Source organism: Xanthomonas fragariae (genome assembly GCF_017603965.1).
Classification (GTDB): domain Bacteria; phylum Pseudomonadota; class Gammaproteobacteria; order Xanthomonadales; family Xanthomonadaceae; genus Xanthomonas; species Xanthomonas fragariae_A.
On sequence record NZ_CP071955.1, the window covers coordinates 2,256,244 to 2,274,062 of the forward strand.

The 17,819-nt window shown below is 56.7% G+C and carries 15 protein-coding genes, 1 pseudogene and 2 other annotated features; all 16 genes and pseudogenes read right to left on the bottom strand.

Going from position 1 to position 17,819, the window contains the following annotated elements:
* Positions 1–24: 24 nt before the first annotated feature.
* The 16 genes and pseudogenes from J5I97_RS10610 to J5I97_RS10685 all read right to left on the bottom strand — a co-directional run bounded on the left by J5I97_RS10610 (position 25) and on the right by J5I97_RS10685 (position 17,759).
* Positions 25–1,238, bottom strand: a protein-coding gene (locus J5I97_RS10610) for an IS3 family transposase (RefSeq protein WP_208586298.1) whose coding sequence is annotated in 2 segments (ribosomal slippage) — positions 25–956 and positions 956–1,238 — 1,215 coding nt in all. Because the reading frame shifts where the segments join, the coding sequence is not laid out codon by codon here.
* Positions 847–963, bottom strand: a sequence feature (AL1L pseudoknot). Its footprint overlaps the gene before it by 117 nt.
* A 313-nt stretch (positions 1,239–1,551) precedes the next feature.
* A complete protein-coding gene (locus tag J5I97_RS20380; protein ID WP_345776678.1) occupies positions 1,552–2,817 on the bottom strand; it encodes a peptidoglycan-binding protein in 1,266 nt (421 codons plus the stop codon).
* 112 nt (positions 2,818–2,929) lie between these two features.
* A complete protein-coding gene (locus J5I97_RS10620) occupies positions 2,930–3,718 on the bottom strand; it encodes an FG-GAP repeat protein (protein WP_238135509.1) in 789 nt (262 codons plus the stop codon).
* A 125-nt stretch (positions 3,719–3,843) separates the two neighbouring features.
* Positions 3,844–5,057, bottom strand: a protein-coding gene (locus J5I97_RS10625) for an IS3 family transposase (RefSeq protein WP_208586298.1) whose coding sequence is annotated in 2 segments (ribosomal slippage) — positions 3,844–4,775 and positions 4,775–5,057 — 1,215 coding nt in all. Because the reading frame shifts where the segments join, the coding sequence is not laid out codon by codon here.
* Positions 4,666–4,782, bottom strand: a sequence feature (AL1L pseudoknot). (Overlaps the previous gene by 117 nt.)
* A gap of 84 nt (positions 5,058–5,141) precedes the next feature.
* Positions 5,142–5,639, bottom strand: a complete 498-nt coding sequence (locus tag J5I97_RS10630; RefSeq protein ID WP_208586445.1) for a DUF4189 domain-containing protein — start codon at positions 5,637–5,639, stop codon at positions 5,142–5,144.
* Positions 5,640–5,661: 22 nt separating this feature from the next.
* A complete protein-coding gene (locus J5I97_RS10635) occupies positions 5,662–6,753 on the bottom strand; it encodes a type IV secretion system protein (protein ID WP_208586447.1) in 1,092 nt (363 codons plus the stop codon).
* A 103-nt stretch (positions 6,754–6,856) separates the two neighbouring features.
* A complete protein-coding gene (locus J5I97_RS10640) occupies positions 6,857–7,582 on the bottom strand; it encodes a hypothetical protein (protein WP_371885918.1) in 726 nt (241 codons plus the stop codon).
* Between the two features lie 67 nt (positions 7,583–7,649).
* A pseudogene (locus J5I97_RS10645) lies at positions 7,650–8,633 on the bottom strand (VirB4 family type IV secretion/conjugal transfer ATPase); the annotation flags it as partial.
* A gap of 76 nt (positions 8,634–8,709) precedes the next feature.
* Positions 8,710–10,071, bottom strand: coding sequence for an XVIPCD domain-containing protein (locus tag J5I97_RS19970; RefSeq protein ID WP_238135510.1), 1,362 nt, complete (start codon positions 10,069–10,071; stop codon positions 8,710–8,712).
* A complete protein-coding gene (locus J5I97_RS10655) occupies positions 10,072–10,668 on the bottom strand; it encodes a hypothetical protein (RefSeq protein WP_208586449.1) in 597 nt (198 codons plus the stop codon).
* Positions 10,669–10,720: 52 nt separating this feature from the next.
* Positions 10,721–11,212, bottom strand: a complete 492-nt coding sequence (locus J5I97_RS10660) for a DUF4189 domain-containing protein (RefSeq protein ID WP_208586451.1) — start codon at positions 11,210–11,212, stop codon at positions 10,721–10,723.
* Between the two features lie 21 nt (positions 11,213–11,233).
* Positions 11,234–12,304 carry a type IV secretion system protein gene (locus J5I97_RS10665; RefSeq protein WP_208586453.1) on the bottom strand — a complete coding sequence of 357 codons (1,071 nt, stop codon included), beginning with the start codon at positions 12,302–12,304 and terminating at the stop codon, positions 11,234–11,236.
* Positions 12,305–12,407: 103 nt separating this feature from the next.
* A complete protein-coding gene (locus J5I97_RS10670) occupies positions 12,408–13,133 on the bottom strand; it encodes a hypothetical protein (RefSeq protein WP_371885918.1) in 726 nt (241 codons plus the stop codon).
* A 67-nt stretch (positions 13,134–13,200) separates the two neighbouring features.
* Complete coding sequence (locus J5I97_RS10675) at positions 13,201–15,600, bottom strand: VirB4 family type IV secretion/conjugal transfer ATPase (protein WP_208591689.1); 2,400 nt, start codon at positions 15,598–15,600, stop codon at positions 13,201–13,203.
* A 117-nt stretch (positions 15,601–15,717) separates the two neighbouring features.
* Positions 15,718–17,022, bottom strand: coding sequence for an XVIPCD domain-containing protein (locus tag J5I97_RS20385; RefSeq protein ID WP_208586455.1), 1,305 nt, complete (start codon positions 17,020–17,022; stop codon positions 15,718–15,720).
* Positions 17,023–17,132: 110 nt separating this feature from the next.
* Positions 17,133–17,759, bottom strand: a complete 627-nt coding sequence (locus tag J5I97_RS10685) for an XAC2610-related protein (RefSeq protein WP_208591691.1) — start codon at positions 17,757–17,759, stop codon at positions 17,133–17,135.
* Between the last annotated feature and the right edge of the window lie 60 nt (positions 17,760–17,819).

Here is a 17,819-nt window from a genome sequence, read left to right on the forward strand (position 1 = left end):
TTTCGGGAGGCTGTTTGGTTTGAGTCACGCCGCTTTGGCGTAACCGGCCTGTTGTCGATAGTAAGCCTCTTCGGCTTCCGCTGGCGGAATGTTCCCGATCGACCCCAGCAAGCGTTTGTGGTTGTACCAGTCCACCCAATCCAGCGTGGCCAGTTCCACATCCTGGCGGTTGCGCCACGCGCGCCGGTGGATCACCTCGGCCTTGTACAACCCGTTGATCGTCTCGGCCAACGCGTTGTCATAGCTATCGCCCACGCTGCCCACCGACGGCTCGATCCCGGCGTCGGCCAGCCGCTCGGTGTAGCGGATCGACACATACTGCACGCCGCGGTCGGAGTGGTGGATCAGGCCGCCTTCGGTTGGACGACGCGCATGCAGCGCCTGCTCCAGCGCGTCCAGCACGAAGTCCGTGTGCGCCGTCTGCGACACCTTCCAGCCCACGATCCGCCGTGCGTACACGTCGATCACGAAGGCCACGTACACGAACCCGGCCCAGGTCGAGACATACGTGAAGTCGCTGACCCACAGTCGGTTCGGCGACGGCGCATGGAACTGTCGGTTCACCTTGTCCAGCGGGCACGGCCGCTTGTCGCTGATCGTGGTCTTGACCACCTTCCCGCGTACCACGCCGCGCAGGCCAAGTGCGCCCATCAGTCGCTCCACCGTGCAGCGGGCCACCGCATAGCCCTCGCGCTTGAGCTGCCGCCAGACCTTGCGCACGCCGTACACCTGTCGGTTCTGCTCCCATACCCGCCGGATCTGCGGGCGCAGCGCCTGGTCCTTCCACCAGCGGTTCGGGCGCAAGTTCGCGTCCGCTTCCCGCTGCGCGTGGCGGTAATACGTCGACGGGGCAACCTGCAGCACCTTGCAGATTGGCTCGACCCCGTGAACATCGCAATGTTCGGTCACGAACGTGGTCAGGGCTTGAAGCGGCGGTCGAGCTCCGCCTGGGCAAAATACGCGCTGGCCTTGCGCAGGATCTCGTTGGCTTGCCTCAGCTCGCGCACTTCGCGTTCCAGCGCTTTCATCCGCGTCCGCTCGTCCGTCGTCAGCCCCTGACGCTTGCCGGCATCACGCTCGGCCTGACGCACCCAGTTGCACAGCGTCTGCGACGAACAGCCAATCTTCCCGGCAATCGATTCGATCGCCGCCCACTGCGAGCCGTACTCGCCCTGATGCTCCCGCACCAGCCGAACCGCGCGCTCTCGCACTTCCGGTGAATATTTCGTCTTGCTCATCGCCCCATCTTCTCAAGAGTTGGAGCCTCCCGAAATCCCGGGGCGGTTCATCCGGCGCTCGCAGGGTCTGCAACAGTCGGTTGAACGTGTTATGCCGCTGCTCAAGTTCGAGCTCATCGCGTCCGACGAAGGGCAGGCCCGCCAGATGCCAGATCAGCAGATAGTCGCCATCAGTCGTTTTGAGAACGGAATGCAGAAGTGGAGCGAATTCGAATCCACTCTATTACTGCCAGGAACAAAGCGCCAAAAACACGATGGCCCTGGCAAATGCCAAGGCCATCGGTTGAGCGTTACGACTTGGCGTAACGACGTTCTACAACGTTCGGCCGCGCGTACCGGGGTCTGGCGTCTGCGGCTGTGTCTGCGCTTGCTGCCCCTGCCGCTGATTTTCCTCGGCCACTTGTCGGCTGCTGTGCTCTAACGACTGAGTCTGCGCTTGATCGCGATCTACGAACACACGGCGCATCATCAGGTCGGTCATTTCGCCCTGCACTGCAAAAAACCTATCGCCGTTCTTGCCGAGCACCACGTGGTCGATGCGCTCTAGACCAACCACCTTGGCTTCACACACCAGCTGTCCAGCCGTTTGCTGGAGCTCTTGCCGGTTGGAGAAACCGCAACGTTCGCCCAGTGCTTCCAACTTGCTGACCGCGTCGTTGTACATCGCAGTGTCTGGATGACGCGGATCGGATAGCAGAGGGATACCGGCCGGTGCAGGCACAGTTGGAGCGGCGGTCTGCTCGACGTGTTTGGCCGTGTGCTGCCACAGCGCTTGGCCTAAAGCAGCATGCGTCTGTCGTCCCACCACACCATCCACATGCAGCCCGTGCTCGCGCTGGAATTGCTCCACGGCGTGCTTGGTGTTGGCACCGAAGTCGCCATCGGCTTGCAACGGCCTACCGTCGCGGCCTGCGGCGCAGAGTTGGGCCAGCTGGCTTTGCAGTTGCTTGATTGACTGGCCACTCTCGCCGTGGTCCAGCTTGTGGTCGTGCGATTTCGCAGCTTGATGGGAGGTCGAGCTGGGTGCCACACTGGCCTTGAGATTAACACCATCCCGTTTGACGCTCTCGATCAAATCAGGAACGCGACGCTCCCAAGTTTCTGCAAGCTCTTGGCACTGTTTGGCCGCCTTGATGCTCCAAGGACTGCTAGGCGTGACACCGTTCACCACACGTCGAGCGTTATAGACGTCGTGGCTATCGCTATCGATGTAGCGGTCAAGAGGCTTGCCAGTAAACAAGCCGTCGCGCATACCAACAACTAAAACCTTGGCGGCGATTTCCGGGTCTTTTGCCAAGTTTGGATTGCGTACCATCTCACCGTTGAGGCCTAACAAGCGATCAAACTGCTCGTAATTGTCATCGTGCGTGAGATGCACATAGCCACGACCATAAAACTCTTCGCCGCCGCGATATTTTAGCTTGCGCGCCTGGCTACGTCCAAAATCCTCTTCGGGCGCCTGAAAGTCACGTGTCTCATGCTGAGCAGTTGCCAGTATGTATGATATTTTCGCTGGGTCCGAAACACCGTTCTCAAGAGCGGTCTTGACGATCAATCTGACGGAAGACTCACGGTCCATGCCGAAGCCCTCCGTGCTACGTCCATATCCGTTACTCATTTTCTTCTCCGTACGTGCACGTCATTAGAATTTTTTGTTGCATGTACTCGCTACCGGATGACTAGCCCGCTGTTCAATTGACTACTTCCTTCATCTCACCGTTTTGAAGCCGCTCGGTCTTCTTCTTTGTGTCAGCTGGATTGTTGGCATCCTCGGTTACACGCTCAACCAGCACTGCCTCGTCCTTATTGAGCTCGTAAGTATCAAACACATGAAAGCAGCACCCATCGCCAGAAGTGGACTTCAGAATTTTTCCTTTCACGGAGAACAGGCCGTTTGCCATCACCGTAATATCGGATAGCGACTGGTTGAAAACCAGACGCTGCTGGGCAGCATCAAATAGATAGACACTGTAAGAAGATCCGCCATAGTTGCCTTCCTTACCAGACCACACCACGAGATCTTCGTGCCCATCGCCATTGATATCAGTCAAAATGATTGAGTGACCATTCTTCTTGTAGCTATTGTCCAAAGGACCGTGATAGAGCGTTGCATTGCTGTCTAGATATATTGCCTCAGGCTCCACCTTGATCGGATTACCACCTGGAAATGTGACTTCGACAATTACAGACCGATTACAAAGAGCAATACCAGGACTTCTTTCGGTGCAACCAGCCGCCTTGATTAAAACAGCAATGCCGCTGATGTTGGCACTCACTTCACCTTGGCCATTCAAATTAGCGTTAACAGTGGATGAAATCTTAAAATCTCTTTTAGGAGAAGACTCAGTCTTGGCAGCTGCTCGTAATGATTCAGCTTTTGTAGGAGGCGCACTTGCAGGAGTACATGCTGCAAGTGAAATGACGCATAAAATATAGAGATAAATCAACCTAATTCTTACTGAAACACTCAAGTTACTCATGAAAAATCTTCCATTCAATTAAAATCAATACTTTTCCTGATTAGCCCTGAACTTCAACCGGAAAAATTGCGATTTTCTCGCAGAACTGAACCGCCCCGGGATTTCGGGAGGCTGTTTGGTTTGAGTCACGCCGCTTTGGCGTAACCGGCCTGTTGTCGATAGTAAGCCTCTTCGGCTTCCGCTGGCGGAATGTTCCCGATCGACCCCAGCAAGCGTTTGTGGTTGTACCAGTCCACCCAATCCAGCGTGGCCAGTTCCACATCCTGGCGGTTGCGCCACGCGCGCCGGTGGATCACCTCGGCCTTGTACAACCCGTTGATCGTCTCGGCCAACGCGTTGTCATAGCTATCGCCCACGCTGCCCACCGACGGCTCGATCCCGGCGTCGGCCAGCCGCTCGGTGTAGCGGATCGACACATACTGCACGCCGCGGTCGGAGTGGTGGATCAGGCCGCCTTCGGTTGGACGACGCGCATGCAGCGCCTGCTCCAGCGCGTCCAGCACGAAGTCCGTGTGCGCCGTCTGCGACACCTTCCAGCCCACGATCCGCCGTGCGTACACGTCGATCACGAAGGCCACGTACACGAACCCGGCCCAGGTCGAGACATACGTGAAGTCGCTGACCCACAGTCGGTTCGGCGACGGCGCATGGAACTGTCGGTTCACCTTGTCCAGCGGGCACGGCCGCTTGTCGCTGATCGTGGTCTTGACCACCTTCCCGCGTACCACGCCGCGCAGGCCAAGTGCGCCCATCAGTCGCTCCACCGTGCAGCGGGCCACCGCATAGCCCTCGCGCTTGAGCTGCCGCCAGACCTTGCGCACGCCGTACACCTGTCGGTTCTGCTCCCATACCCGCCGGATCTGCGGGCGCAGCGCCTGGTCCTTCCACCAGCGGTTCGGGCGCAAGTTCGCGTCCGCTTCCCGCTGCGCGTGGCGGTAATACGTCGACGGGGCAACCTGCAGCACCTTGCAGATTGGCTCGACCCCGTGAACATCGCAATGTTCGGTCACGAACGTGGTCAGGGCTTGAAGCGGCGGTCGAGCTCCGCCTGGGCAAAATACGCGCTGGCCTTGCGCAGGATCTCGTTGGCTTGCCTCAGCTCGCGCACTTCGCGTTCCAGCGCTTTCATCCGCGTCCGCTCGTCCGTCGTCAGCCCCTGACGCTTGCCGGCATCACGCTCGGCCTGACGCACCCAGTTGCACAGCGTCTGCGACGAACAGCCAATCTTCCCGGCAATCGATTCGATCGCCGCCCACTGCGAGCCGTACTCGCCCTGATGCTCCCGCACCAGCCGAACCGCGCGCTCTCGCACTTCCGGTGAATATTTCGTCTTGCTCATCGCCCCATCTTCTCAAGAGTTGGAGCCTCCCGAAATCCCGGGGCGGTTCAAAATGCCTGAAAGCTGCCTAAGACTCAGGGCTAATCAAAATTTATTGAATACCGGCTCAGTACAGTCCGTATAAATTACATGACAACCAACCCCTCCCCTTTCTGAACATAATTGCACTGCGTCTTTTTCTGTAAAAGACAGATCCGGCCCAGAAGATATTCCACTTTTAACAGGACCTGATTTTGAAGTGGCTACAGCTGCACATTGGTTTCGATATGTAAATGTCACCTCACAACCTTTAAAACCCGCCGTTACACACTTATCAAGTGCATCTTCCTCAGCAGCTTTTTTGGACATCATCCTCGTAGATGCCCATGCTTGAGCTGTGTCGTCAGCGCTCACAATTGCCCCCCAAGTTTTTAGCCATTCGCCGGTAGGTCTGGGTGGCGAAGAATGAAGATCACCTCTTGAAGTACCGGAATCAGGTCCACACTGAGGGCTACCTGGAGCCACGCCTACCGGACAAGCTGTCTGTGCATTTGCTTGCCCGAAAAAAAATAGCAAAAAAATAAAATATTTATATACGCTCATATTTTAAAACTCCACAAAAGAATCAACTATCTTTATTTTGTGCTAGTCCGCGAGCACCAGTACTAATTACAGATGAATTATTGCTTTCTGTGCTAGCATTTATCGCGTTAATACTATGCGCCCCGGTCGCCGAATTATCTCTAACTTGATGGTTATCTCTAGCCGGCTCTGCCACCATCTGCGACCTACCACCACTACCATCCTGACTCGCCCGATCCAACTGCCCCAGTGCCGAGTACGCCGTGAACTGGCCCAGCGTGCCCTGGAAGAAAGATGCCGCCATCGGCGGTGCGGTGATGATCAACGTCGTCAGTACCAAGCCTAATCCTCCTTGTTGCAGCGCCATGCTGCTGATGCCTTCGCCGGTAAAACCATTCAGTGCCCACTTCGCTACGAACGCCGCCCCCACCGCACCGACCACCTTCGTCGCCAGGCCCACCGTGAAGGTCAACACCGACAACGAGAACATCGTGCCGATTCCATACAACAACCACTTGCTGAACAGCGACCGCGTGGCCTGGAATAGCAGGCACAGGATGAATAATGGACCAAACCCCACCACCAGCGCCATCGCTATCTTGTTCAGCAGCAGCATCGAGCCCGCCACCACGCCAGGCCCCGCCATGCCGATGCCGGTAAACCAACGGGCACGGGTCTTTTGGTCTTCACCGTTCTTATCGCCTGCCGTCTGAATCTGGTCCAGGCCGGTCATCGCCACCTGCATCAGCATCAGGTTCTTGTCGATCGCCTCGTACGGGCTGGCGGAGTCGCCGGTCACTGTCTTGGTGATCGCCTCGCTGATGCCATCGGTCAGGGTCCAGTACAGCTGCGGTGAACCCTGGGCCATGCTGGTCGACAAACCAATGATCAGCGACGCCCGCAGCGCCGTCACCACCAGCCCCATCGCCGCTTCGCGCGACTGGCCCGTCACGATCCGATACCCCTGGATCAGAATCCACAGCGTCAGCAGCGTCAGCGCCATCACCCCCACCCATGCGGTCGTGCGCTGCAACAATTCCCACTGGAAAATCGCGATCTCGTCGCGCAGGTAATCGTTGATCAGGCGGAAAAACTGGTAATTGCCGATATTCGTCAGGAAATCACTGAGATTCATAAGTCACTACATCCACTAACTAAAGACGGCTGCGCCGTGGGCAGTCGCTGCCCCGGAATTGATTGCATGACATGCGCGGTGCAGTCAGCGCCCACGCGGCTGTTCAGTCTTTATCGATCTTCAACTTCCGCATGTCGGAAGGCGCGTCCGTCTTGATCGCCTCCAGCGCACGGCCCATCACTGCACCGGCAGCGAGCGTCTTGCCAAGACTCAACAAATCGTCAGGAATCCACGAGAACCACGAGGAGTCGTCCTCGGCTTTCGGCGGATCTTTCCCGCTCATCGCCGCAAGCGCCGCACCGGTCTGCTTGTCGGTCAGATACGCCAGCCGCCTGTCGTAGGCGAACATCGCCGACTCCATCTGCTGCCGGTCGATATCCATCATCGCTTTCAGTGCCAGCAACTTGTTGGTGTTGCTCTCAAGCAAACCGATCTGCTCGTCCTTGATCTCGGTGCGATTCTTCTCGATCTTGCGCAGGCGCTTCAACCGCTCGGTGGTGATCTCGTTCATCGCCACCATGTAGTTGAACTGCGCGTTACGGGTGCGCTGGGTCAGCTCGCATACCTGCTTTTGCACATCGGACACCGGCGTGCCCGATGTGGACGAGGCGCAACCAGCCACACCAAAGTCGTCGGCGACTTTCTTGAGAGCTTCCTTGGGCTTTTCGACTTCCTTGCCGCTGGATTCCTCACCGTCGCCCTTGCCGACCGATTGCGTCTTGATCAAACCCTTATCAACTACCTCCCACTGCGCACTGGCCGTTCCCGCCATGCAGAGCAGCACCAGTCCCGTGACTACGCGAGAGAAATGTCTGAACCGGGTTGTCATGGTGTTCTTCGCCTCCTGGGACACTAGCGGATGGATTGCCGGGTGCATCTGTTGATGGATGTTGGGATTACGCATCTTCCACCTCCTTGTCCTTGGCCGAGGCGCGCTTGCCCGAGCCCTTGCGGTTGGCATAGAACGCCTCCAGCCACTGCTCCGGGGTCAGCTGCTCCACGCTCACCCCCAGCTGACCAGCCTGGCGCGCCAGCACCTGATGCAGAATCTCGATGTTGTCGGTCGACGACGAAATCACCGACAGCGCATCGTCCATGCCGCGCAGGTTGAGCTGGCACACCGCCGAGGCGTGGCCCTGCTTGACCAGAAAGCAGCGCGAGCGCTCGTCCAGCGACGCCACCACCCGATACTCCGCATCGGTCAGCTTGAGCCCTTCCATATAGTCGCTGCGGCTGGCGCTCGGATTGGGCAGCAGGATCATCGTGGCCGTCTGCTCGATCAGCGCCGCGGCGATGTCGCTGGCAAGCGCATCCTCCGGGCTTTGCGTGGCGAAGATGCCCAGACCGTTTTGCTTACGGATGGTCTTCTGCTTGTTCTTGGCAAAGTCCTTCAAGCCGCCCTTGCCGTCCAGGATCTTCCAGAATTCGTCCATCACATAGATCAGCGGACGCCCGTCGATCAGCGCTTCCAGCCGGTGCAGCAGATAATTGATCACCGGCACCCGCACTTCGGCGTTGTCGATCACATCGGTGTAGTCGAAACCGATGATCGAGGCGTTGTGCAGATCGATCGTGTCCACCGGGTTGTCGAACACCCAGCCCAGCGAGTTGCCGGCGGTCCAGCGACGCAGCCGCGCATACAGCCCGTCGTCGCCCATGTTGGGCAGGCTCTTGCGGAAGTTGCTCATGCTGCGCAAGTGCATCGGCGTGTCCAGCATGCCTTCCACCGCGCGGTAGATGTCTTCTTCTTCGCGAGCGCTGTACTCGGCCTTGCCGCCCAGCACCTTGATCAGCTCAGCCAGGAACTGCGCATTGGCATCGTTGCGCTCGCACTGGAACGGGTTGAAGCCGGTCGGCGCGCCATTTTCCAGCGCCAGATAAAAGCGCCAAAAGCACGATGGCCCTGGCAGATGCCAAGGCCATCGGTTGAGCGTTACGACTTGGCGTAACGACGTTCTACAACGTTCGGCCGCGCGTACCGGGGTCTGGCGTCTGCGGCTGTGTCTGCGCTTGCTGCCCCTGCCGCTGATTTTCCTCGGCCACTTGTCGGCTGCTGTGCTCTAACGACTGAGTCTGCGCTTGATCGCGATCTACGAACACACGGCGCATCATCAGGTCGGTCATTTCGCCCTGCACTGCAAAAAACCTATCGCCGTTCTTGCCGAGCACCACGTGGTCGATGCGCTCTAGACCAACCACCTTGGCTTCACACACCAGCTGTCCAGCCGTTTGCTGGAGTTCTTGCCGGTTGGAGAAACCGCAACGTTCGCCCAGTGCTTCCAACTTGCTGACCGCGTCGTTGTACATCGCAGTGTCTGGATGACGCGGATCGGATAGCAGAGGGATACCGGCCGGTGCAGGCACAGTTGGAGCGGCGGTCTGCTCGACGTGTTTGGCCGTGTGCTGCCACAGCGCTTGGCCTAAAGCAGCATGCGTCTGTCGTCCCACCACACCATCCACATGCAGCCCGTGCTCGCGCTGGAATTGCTCCACGGCGTGCTTGGTGTTGGCACCGAAGTCGCCATCGGCTTGCAACGGCCTACCGTCGCGGCCTGCGGCGCCGAGTTGGGCTAGCTGGCTTTGCAGTTGCTTGATTGACTGGCTGCGCTCGCTGTGGTCCAGCTGTCCAGAGTGCGACGCATCGCGTCTTGGCTGCTGAGGTCCAGCAAGCTGCTGGGAAGGCTGGGAATTGATTAGCTTCCAAGCCTGCTCAGGTGACGCACCGCTTTCAATTGCTTCGCGGTATGACTGGCGCATAGTGTTCAAAGCTTGCGCTGTCTCTGCGCTGGTGATCGATGCATGATTCGAGCCACCGGGCTTGTCGTAGTAGCTTTTTCCAGTATCTGGATCGGCAATACTCGCCCACTCTTGCGCAAGAGCATTTTGTGCATCATGCAGCGATGAACCCGGCTCACCGGTAATGTACTTGCGAACGTCAGACTTCTTATACGTTATCAGGTAGTCAGAAAATATCTGATCTTGCACCTCTGGCGTAAAAGCATGAGACCGATCAAGACCCAGTTTATCTACAGCAGCGCTCATGGTAGAAGGTATGACCTGATAGCGCCCTACCGCAAAAAGCCGCTCTTGATCACCTCTAGGTAAAGCCTGACTATCCATGACATCGCCAACGGTCATCGATGAAAAATCCAAGGGGCCTGTTCTTTCGCTGATATGCTCCCGCCCATCAGCTCCAACATAAGTGCCCCGGTTATAAGCATTGTAGTTGCTACGCCCAGATTCACCGCGCTGAATCAAATCTGCTAAGGGACTGCTCATATCTCGCACCTCCTGCGAAGTTGAAAAAACTGAATTCAATCAGTTGCCACTGGATGAAACATTCCACCAGGAAACAAAAAGCCGGGACTTTTCACCTTCCACCAAACCGTCTTGGATCTGACCATAGGTGGATACTTTCAGGACTTTACGGCCATCGTTGCTGGAAAATTCTGTTATGCAGTGACCATCACCGCTACAAACATTCAGTTCCGGCAATTCGTCACAGACAATACATTGCTGGGGGTCCTTTGAGCATATACTTTCAAAGTCGTCACCAACCACATTTTTTTTACATTGCCGATGAGCTTTTGGTTTCCAGTTGCCGGAAATCACCCTTTTGCGTAGATCACCGTACGGCATACCTTCCTTAAACCCAACTACGAGCTTCTGAATGTCAACTGATTCAGGACTCGGCATTATAGTTGCGTTTTCCTTAGAAGCAGCTCCCTCACCCGTCATCTCACTTTTTTTCGAATTTTCGACCTGAGAAACAGAATTACTCATTATTTTCTGCGAAATTTTCGATTGACTAGCGAAAGTTGTCTCCTGTAAATTAATCTCTTGCTTGCAAGCAGCAAGAGACAACAGTCCTACGACCACCAAAGCAAGAAATATATTCCGTAAAAATTCAATCACGTCACACTCCGTCTCGACATTTAGATTATTAAGGCCGAAATCAAATTAAAAACTAATAATTTCTAAAAATCGGCTCCGAACATTCGGAATAGACGGTTTTACACACGCCCGTATCACTTTTTTCGCAAACTCTAGTCGCTATTTCAATGGAATTTTCTTTGCTGGCCGATGCTTGGAAAAAGCTTTGAGTGCGTGAAGAAACCAATGCAGCGCATTGATTTCTATACACTAACTTTACCTGACAGTCACTAGCACCACCCATAGCACATTGGCGAGTGGCTTTATCTTTTGCATCACTTTCAGACAACTTACCTACAGCACTTCCAGCCTCACCGGTCAAGCTAGAATGAGCAATTGCCCCCCAGGTTTTAATCCATTCACCCGTAGGTCTAGGAGGAGGGGCTGGAATATCGCCCCGAGAAGTACCGGAATCAGGTCCACATTGTGGGCTTCCAGGCGCCACACCATTTGGACAAGCTGTTTGTGCAATTGAAATATCAATAAAAACAAAGCTCAAAAAAATAATTGATCGCACACTAGCCATAAATTCCTCAAAATTTATTGATTATTTTTGCGCGAGACCCCGGCTACCGCTACTGGGCTCATGAGGGAGGGAAGAGTCATTACGCATCACAGTGGCATTCCCAGTAGTAATCTGAGTAGGGCCAGCGGTAGAGTCTTTAGCCAGCGCAGCCGGCGTCTGCGACCTTCCACCACTACCATCCTGACTCGCCCGATCCAACTGCCCCAGTGCCGAGTACGCCGTGAACTGGCCCAGCGTGCCCTGGAAGAAAGATGCCGCCATCGGCGGTGCGGTGATGATCAACGTCGTCAGTACCAAACCCAATCCTCCTTGTTGCAGCGCCATGCTGCTGATGCCTTCGCCGGTAAAACCATTCAGTGCCCACTTCGCTACGAACGCCGCCCCCACCGCACCGACCACCTTCGTCGCCAGGCCCACCGTGAAGGTCAACACCGACAACGAGAACATCGTGCCGATTCCATACAACAACCACTTGCTAAACAGCGACCGCGTGGCCTGGAATAGCAGGCACAGGATGAATAATGGACCAAACCCCACCACCAGCGCCATCGCTATCTTGTTCAGCAGCAGCATCGAGCCCGCCACCACGCCAGGCCCCGCCATGCCGATGCCGGTAAACCAACGGGCACGGGTCTTTTGGTCTTCACCGTTCTTATCGCCTGCCGTCTGAATCTGGTCCAGGCCGGTCATTGCCACCTGCATCAGCATCAGGTTCTTGTCGATCGCCTCGTACGGGCTGGCGGAGTCGCCGGTCACTGTCTTGGTGATCGCCTCGCTGATGCCATCGGTCAGGGTCCAGTACAGCTGCGGTGAACCCTGGGCCATGCTGGTCGACAAACCAATGATCAGCGACGCCCGCAGCGCCGTCACCACCAGCCCCATCGCCGCTTCGCGCGACTGGCCCGTCACGATCCGATACCCCTGGATCAGAATCCACAGCGTCAGCAGCGTCAGCGCCATCACCCCCACCCATGCGGTCGTGCGCTGCAACAATTCCCACTGGAAAATCGCGATCTCGTCGCGCAGGTAATCGTTGATCAGGCGGAAAAACTGGTAATTGCCGATATTCGTCAGGAAATCACTGAGATTCATAAGTCACTACATCCACTAACTAAAGACGGCTGCGCCGTGGGCAGTCGCTGCCCCGGAATTGATTGCATGACATGCGCGGTGCAGTCAGCGCCCACGCGGCTGTTCAGTCTTTATCGATCTTCAACTTCCGCATGTCGGAAGGCGCGTCCGTCTTGATCGCCTCCAGCGCACGGCCCATCACTGCACCGGCAGCGAGCGTCTTGCCAAGACTCAACAAATCGTCAGGAATCCACGAGAACCACGAGGAGTCGTCCTCGGCTTTCGGCGGATCTTTCCCGCTCATCGCCGCAAGCGCCGCACCGGTCTGCTTGTCGGTCAGATACGCCAGCCGCCTGTCGTAGGCGAACATCGCCGACTCCATCTGCTGCCGGTCGATATCCATCATCGCTTTCAGTGCCAGCAACTTGTTGGTGTTGCTCTCAAGCAAACCGATCTGCTCGTCCTTGATCTCGGTGCGATTCTTCTCGATCTTGCGCAGGCGCTTCAACCGCTCGGTGGTGATCTCGTTCATCGCCACCATGTAGTTGAACTGCGCGTTACGGGTGCGCTGGGTCAGCTCGCATACCTGCTTTTGCACATCGGACACCGGCGTGCCCGATGTGGACGAGGCGCAACCAGCCACACCAAAGTCGTCGGCGACTTTCTTGAGAGCTTCCTTGGGCTTTTCGACTTCCTTGCCGCTGGATTCCTCACCGTCGCCCTTGCCGACCGATTGCGTCTTGATCAAACCCTTATCAACTACCTCCCACTGCGCACTGGCCGTTCCCGCCATGCAGAGCAGCACCAGTCCCGTGACTACGCGAGAGAAATGTCTGAACCGGGTTGTCATGGTGTTCTTCGCCTCCTGGGACACTAGCGGATGGATTGCCGGGTGCATCTGTTGATGGATGTTGGGATTACGCATCTTCCACCTCCTTGTCCTTGGCCGAGGCGCGCTTGCCCGAGCCCTTGCGGTTGGCATAGAACGCCTCCAGCCACTGCTCCGGGGTCAGCTGCTCCACGCTCACCCCCAGCTGACCAGCCTGGCGCGCCAGCACCTGATGCAGAATCTCGATGTTGTCGGTCGACGACGAAATCACCGACAGCGCATCGTCCATGCCGCGCAGGTTGAGCTGGCACACCGCCGAGGCGTGGCCCTGCTTGACCAGAAAGCAGCGCGAGCGCTCGTCCAGCGACGCCACCACCCGATACTCCGCATCGGTCAGCTTGAGCCCTTCCATATAGTCGCTGCGGCTGGCGCTCGGATTGGGCAGCAGGATCATCGTGGCCGTCTGCTCGATCAGCGCCGCGGCGATGTCGCTGGCAAGCGCATCCTCCGGGCTTTGCGTGGCGAAGATGCCCAGACCGTTTTGCTTACGGATGGTCTTCTGCTTGTTCTTGGCAAAGTCCTTCAAGCCGCCCTTGCCGTCCAGGATCTTCCAGAATTCGTCCATCACATAGATCAGCGGACGCCCGTCGATCAGCGCTTCCAGCCGGTGCAGCAGATAATTGATCACCGGCACCCGCACTTCGGCGTTGTCGATCACATCGGTGTAGTCGAAACCGATGATCGAGGCGTTGTGCAGATCGATCGTGTCCACCGGGTTGTCGAACACCCAGCCCAGCGAGTTGCCGGCGGTCCAGCGACGCAGGCGTGCATATAGCCCGTCGTCGCCCATGTTGGGCAGGCTCTTGCGGAAGTTGCTCATGCTGCGCAAGTGCATCGGCGTGTCCAGCATGCCTTCCACCGCGCGGTAGATGTCTTCTTCTTCGCGAGCGCTGTAATCGGCCTTGCCGCCCAGCACCTTGATCAGCTCGGCCAGGAACTGCGCATTGGCATCGTTGCGCTCGCACTGGAACGGGTTGAAGCCGGTCGGCGCGCCATTTTCCAGCGCCAGATAATTGCCGCCGCAGGCGCGTACGAAGATCTCCGCGCCACGGTCCTTGTCGAAAAAGAAGATCGTCGGAACCGGGTCGAACTTCTGCACCTGGCTCAACAGAAAGTTGATCAGCGCGGTCTTGCCGGTACCGGACTTGCCGATCACCATCGTGTTGCCGATCGCCTTCTCGCCCAACGAATTCTCCGCCGGGTGCGTGGCGTGGAAGTTGAAGTAATACGGTTGACCATTGGTGGTCTGCAGCGTGGTGACGCACTCCCCCCACGGATTGTTGTGCTGCTTGCCCTGCGCGAAATTGTGCAGCGGCGACAGCCCCAAAAAGTTGAGCGAACTGAGGTTGGCGATGCGCGTCCGGAAGCGCCAGTTGCCCGGCAGCTGCGCATAGAACGAGGAGGCGATCGCCAGGTCTTCCTTGGAGGACACGAAACCGGCGTTGGACAGCTCCGCACGCGTGGTCGCGATCTGCCGGGCCAGTTTGTCCTGGCTGTCGGCATACACCGCCAGCGTGAAGTGATACTCGCCCAGCACGAAGTTGCCCGACGCCACATCGTCCATTGCCAGGTCCAGGTCGCGGATCTGGCTGGAGGACTTGTCGCCCGAGGAAATCATCATGCCTTTGGTGCGCTCCAGCACCTTCAGCGCGTCGTGGCGACCGACCGGGCTGAAGGAATGGGTGACCACATACTCGAAGTCCAGGTATTTCAGGCCATTGAGAATGCCTGGATACGTCCCATCGGCGTATTCCTTGACGTTGAGGATCGCGCCGAAATGATTGATCCCATCCGGCGTGCGGATCACGAAGTCGCCGGTCTTGTTGGCAAACATATGCTTGCTGACAGGCAAATACGCCGGAACCGGCGCCTGCAGCACCGGCACCGGCTCGTCGATACGGTTGAGTAGATAACCGAGAAACTCAAGCGTCTCCGAAAACACAATGCCATTCTTGGCTTCGTACATGCCAAGTCGATAGGGGGAATAATCCTTCAGCACGGCCTCCACATTGGTGGCCAACTCGATCACCTTGGCGATCGCCTGCTCTTCTTCGACCCGAATCTTGTCTGGATCGCCGGACTTTTCCATCAATCGGCGTCCGGTGACCACCGGGCGATAAATCATGCTGAAATACAGCTCGTTCTGCATGATCTTCTGCGACGACAACGACGCGTAATACGCATCGGACAACGTCTGGTTGAACGACTGATTGAAACGGCTGGAGTTGCCGATCCTGCGACGACGACGGACATCGTGCACCCAAAACGCCACGTTGGCGAAATCCGGCGCTCGCAGGGTCTGCAACAGTCGGTTGAACGTGTTATGCCGCTGCTCAAGTTCGAGCTCATCGCGTCCGACGAAGGGCAGGCCCGCCAGATGCCAGATCAGCAGATAGTCGCCATCAGTCGTTTTGAGAACGGACGGCAGAAGTGGAGCGAATTCGAATCCACTCTATTACTGCCAGGAACAAAGCGCCAAAAGCACGATGGCCCTGGCAGATGCCAAGGCCATCGGTTGGGCGTTACGACTTGGCGTAACGACGTTCTACAACGTTCGGCCGCGCGTACCGGGGTCTGGCGTCTGCGGCTGTGTCTGCGCTTGCTGCCCCTGCCGCTGATTTTCCTCGGCCACTTGTCGGCTGCTGTGCTCTAACGACTGAGTCTGCGCTTGATCGCGATCTACGAACACACGGCGCATCATCAGGTCGGTCATTTCGCCCTGCACTGCAAAAAACCTATCGCCGTTCTTGCCGAGCACCACGTGGTCGATGCGCTCTAGACCAACCACCTTGGCTTCACACACCAGCTGTCCAGCCGTTTGCTGGAGTTCTTGCCGGTTGGAGAAACCGCAACGTTCGCCCAGTGCTTCCAACTTGCTGACCGCGTCGTTGTACATCGCAGTGTCTGGATGACGCGGATCGGACAGCAAAAGCATGCCGGCCGATGCAGGCACAGTTGGAGCGGCGGTCTGCTCGAGGTGTTTAGCGGTGTGCTGCCAGAGCGCTTGGCCTAAAGCAGCATGCGTCTGTCGTCCCACTACACCATCCACATGCAGACCGTGCTCGCGCTGGAATTGCTCCACGGCGTGCTTGGTGTTGGCACCGAAGTCGCCATCGGCTTGCAACGGCCTGCCGTCGCGGCCTGTGGCACCGAGTTGGGCGAGCTGGCTTTGCAGTTGCTTGATTGACTGGCTGCGCTCGCCGTTGCCCAGCTTTTCGTCGTGCGATTTCGCAGCATGATGAGAGGTCGAGACAGGTGCCACGCTGGCTCTGAGATCAACGCCATCGCGCTTGACGCTCTCAATTAAATCAGGAACTCGGCGCTCCCAGCTTTCAGCATGCTTTTGGCAGTCTTTGGCCGCTTCAATGCTCCAAGACTTACTGGGCGTAACACCATTAACTACACGCCTTGCGTTGTAGACATCGTGACTGTCGCCATCAATGTATCGATCAAGAGGCTTGCCAGTAAACAAACCGTCGCGCATACCCACAACAAGCACTTTAGCAGCGATCTCGGGGTCTCTCGCCATATCCGGATTACGGACCAGTTCGCCATTAAGACCCAGCAACTTATCGAACTTCGCATAGTTGTAATCGTGCGTGAGATGCACGTAGCCACGGCCATAGAACTCTTCGCCGCCGCTATATTCAAGCTTGCGTGCTTGGCTGCGCCCGAAATCTTCTTCGGGTGCCTGAAAGTTACGTGTCTCATGCTGGGCCGTCGCCAGCATGTACGATATTTGCTTTGGGTCCGTCACACCGTTCTCAAGGGCGGTTTTAACGATTAACCTGACAGAAGATTCGCGATCCACACCGAAGCCTTCGGTGCTACGACCATGTCCATCACTCATAGTATTCTCCGTACGTGCATGTCATTAGAATTTTTTGTTGCATCGTCGGCAGCTGGAACTCCCCCGAAGATGCGTTGCATGTACTCGCTACCGGATGACCAGTCCGCTATTCAGTTAGCCACCTCCTTCATCTCACCGTTTTGAAGCCGCTCGGTCCGCGTCTTAGGGTTAGCGGGATCGTTCGTATCTTCGGTTATGCGCTCAACCAGCACTGCCTCATTCTTCTTGAGCTCATAGGTATCGACCACATGGATGCAACACCCATCGCCAGAGGTGGACATCAGCGCATTCCCCTTCACAGAGAATAAGCCATTGGCCATCACCGTAATATCGGATAGCGACTGATTGAAAACAAGGCGCTGCTTAACGGCATCGAAAAGGTAGACGCTGTACGAAGGACCGCCATAGTTACCTTCCTTACCAGACCACATCAATAAATCTTCGTGCCCGTCGTCATTGACGTCGGTTAAGATAATGGAATGACGATTCCCCTTGTAGCTTTCGTCCAAGGGGCCATGATAAAGAGTTGCATTACTATCCAGATACAGCGCTTCTGGCTCTACCGCAATCGACTTAACACCCTGGAAAGTCACCTCTACAACCGGTGAGCGATTACAAAGCATGATCCCTGGACTATCCTCGTTGCAGGCTTGCGCTTTGATGGTTACAGCAATACCACCAATGCTTGCGCTGATTTCACCTTGACCATTCAACTTAACATTGATGATTGATGGCATTTTCAAATCCTTTTGGGGAACAGGCTCAGTCTTATCGGCAGCTTTTTCTGATTCAGACCC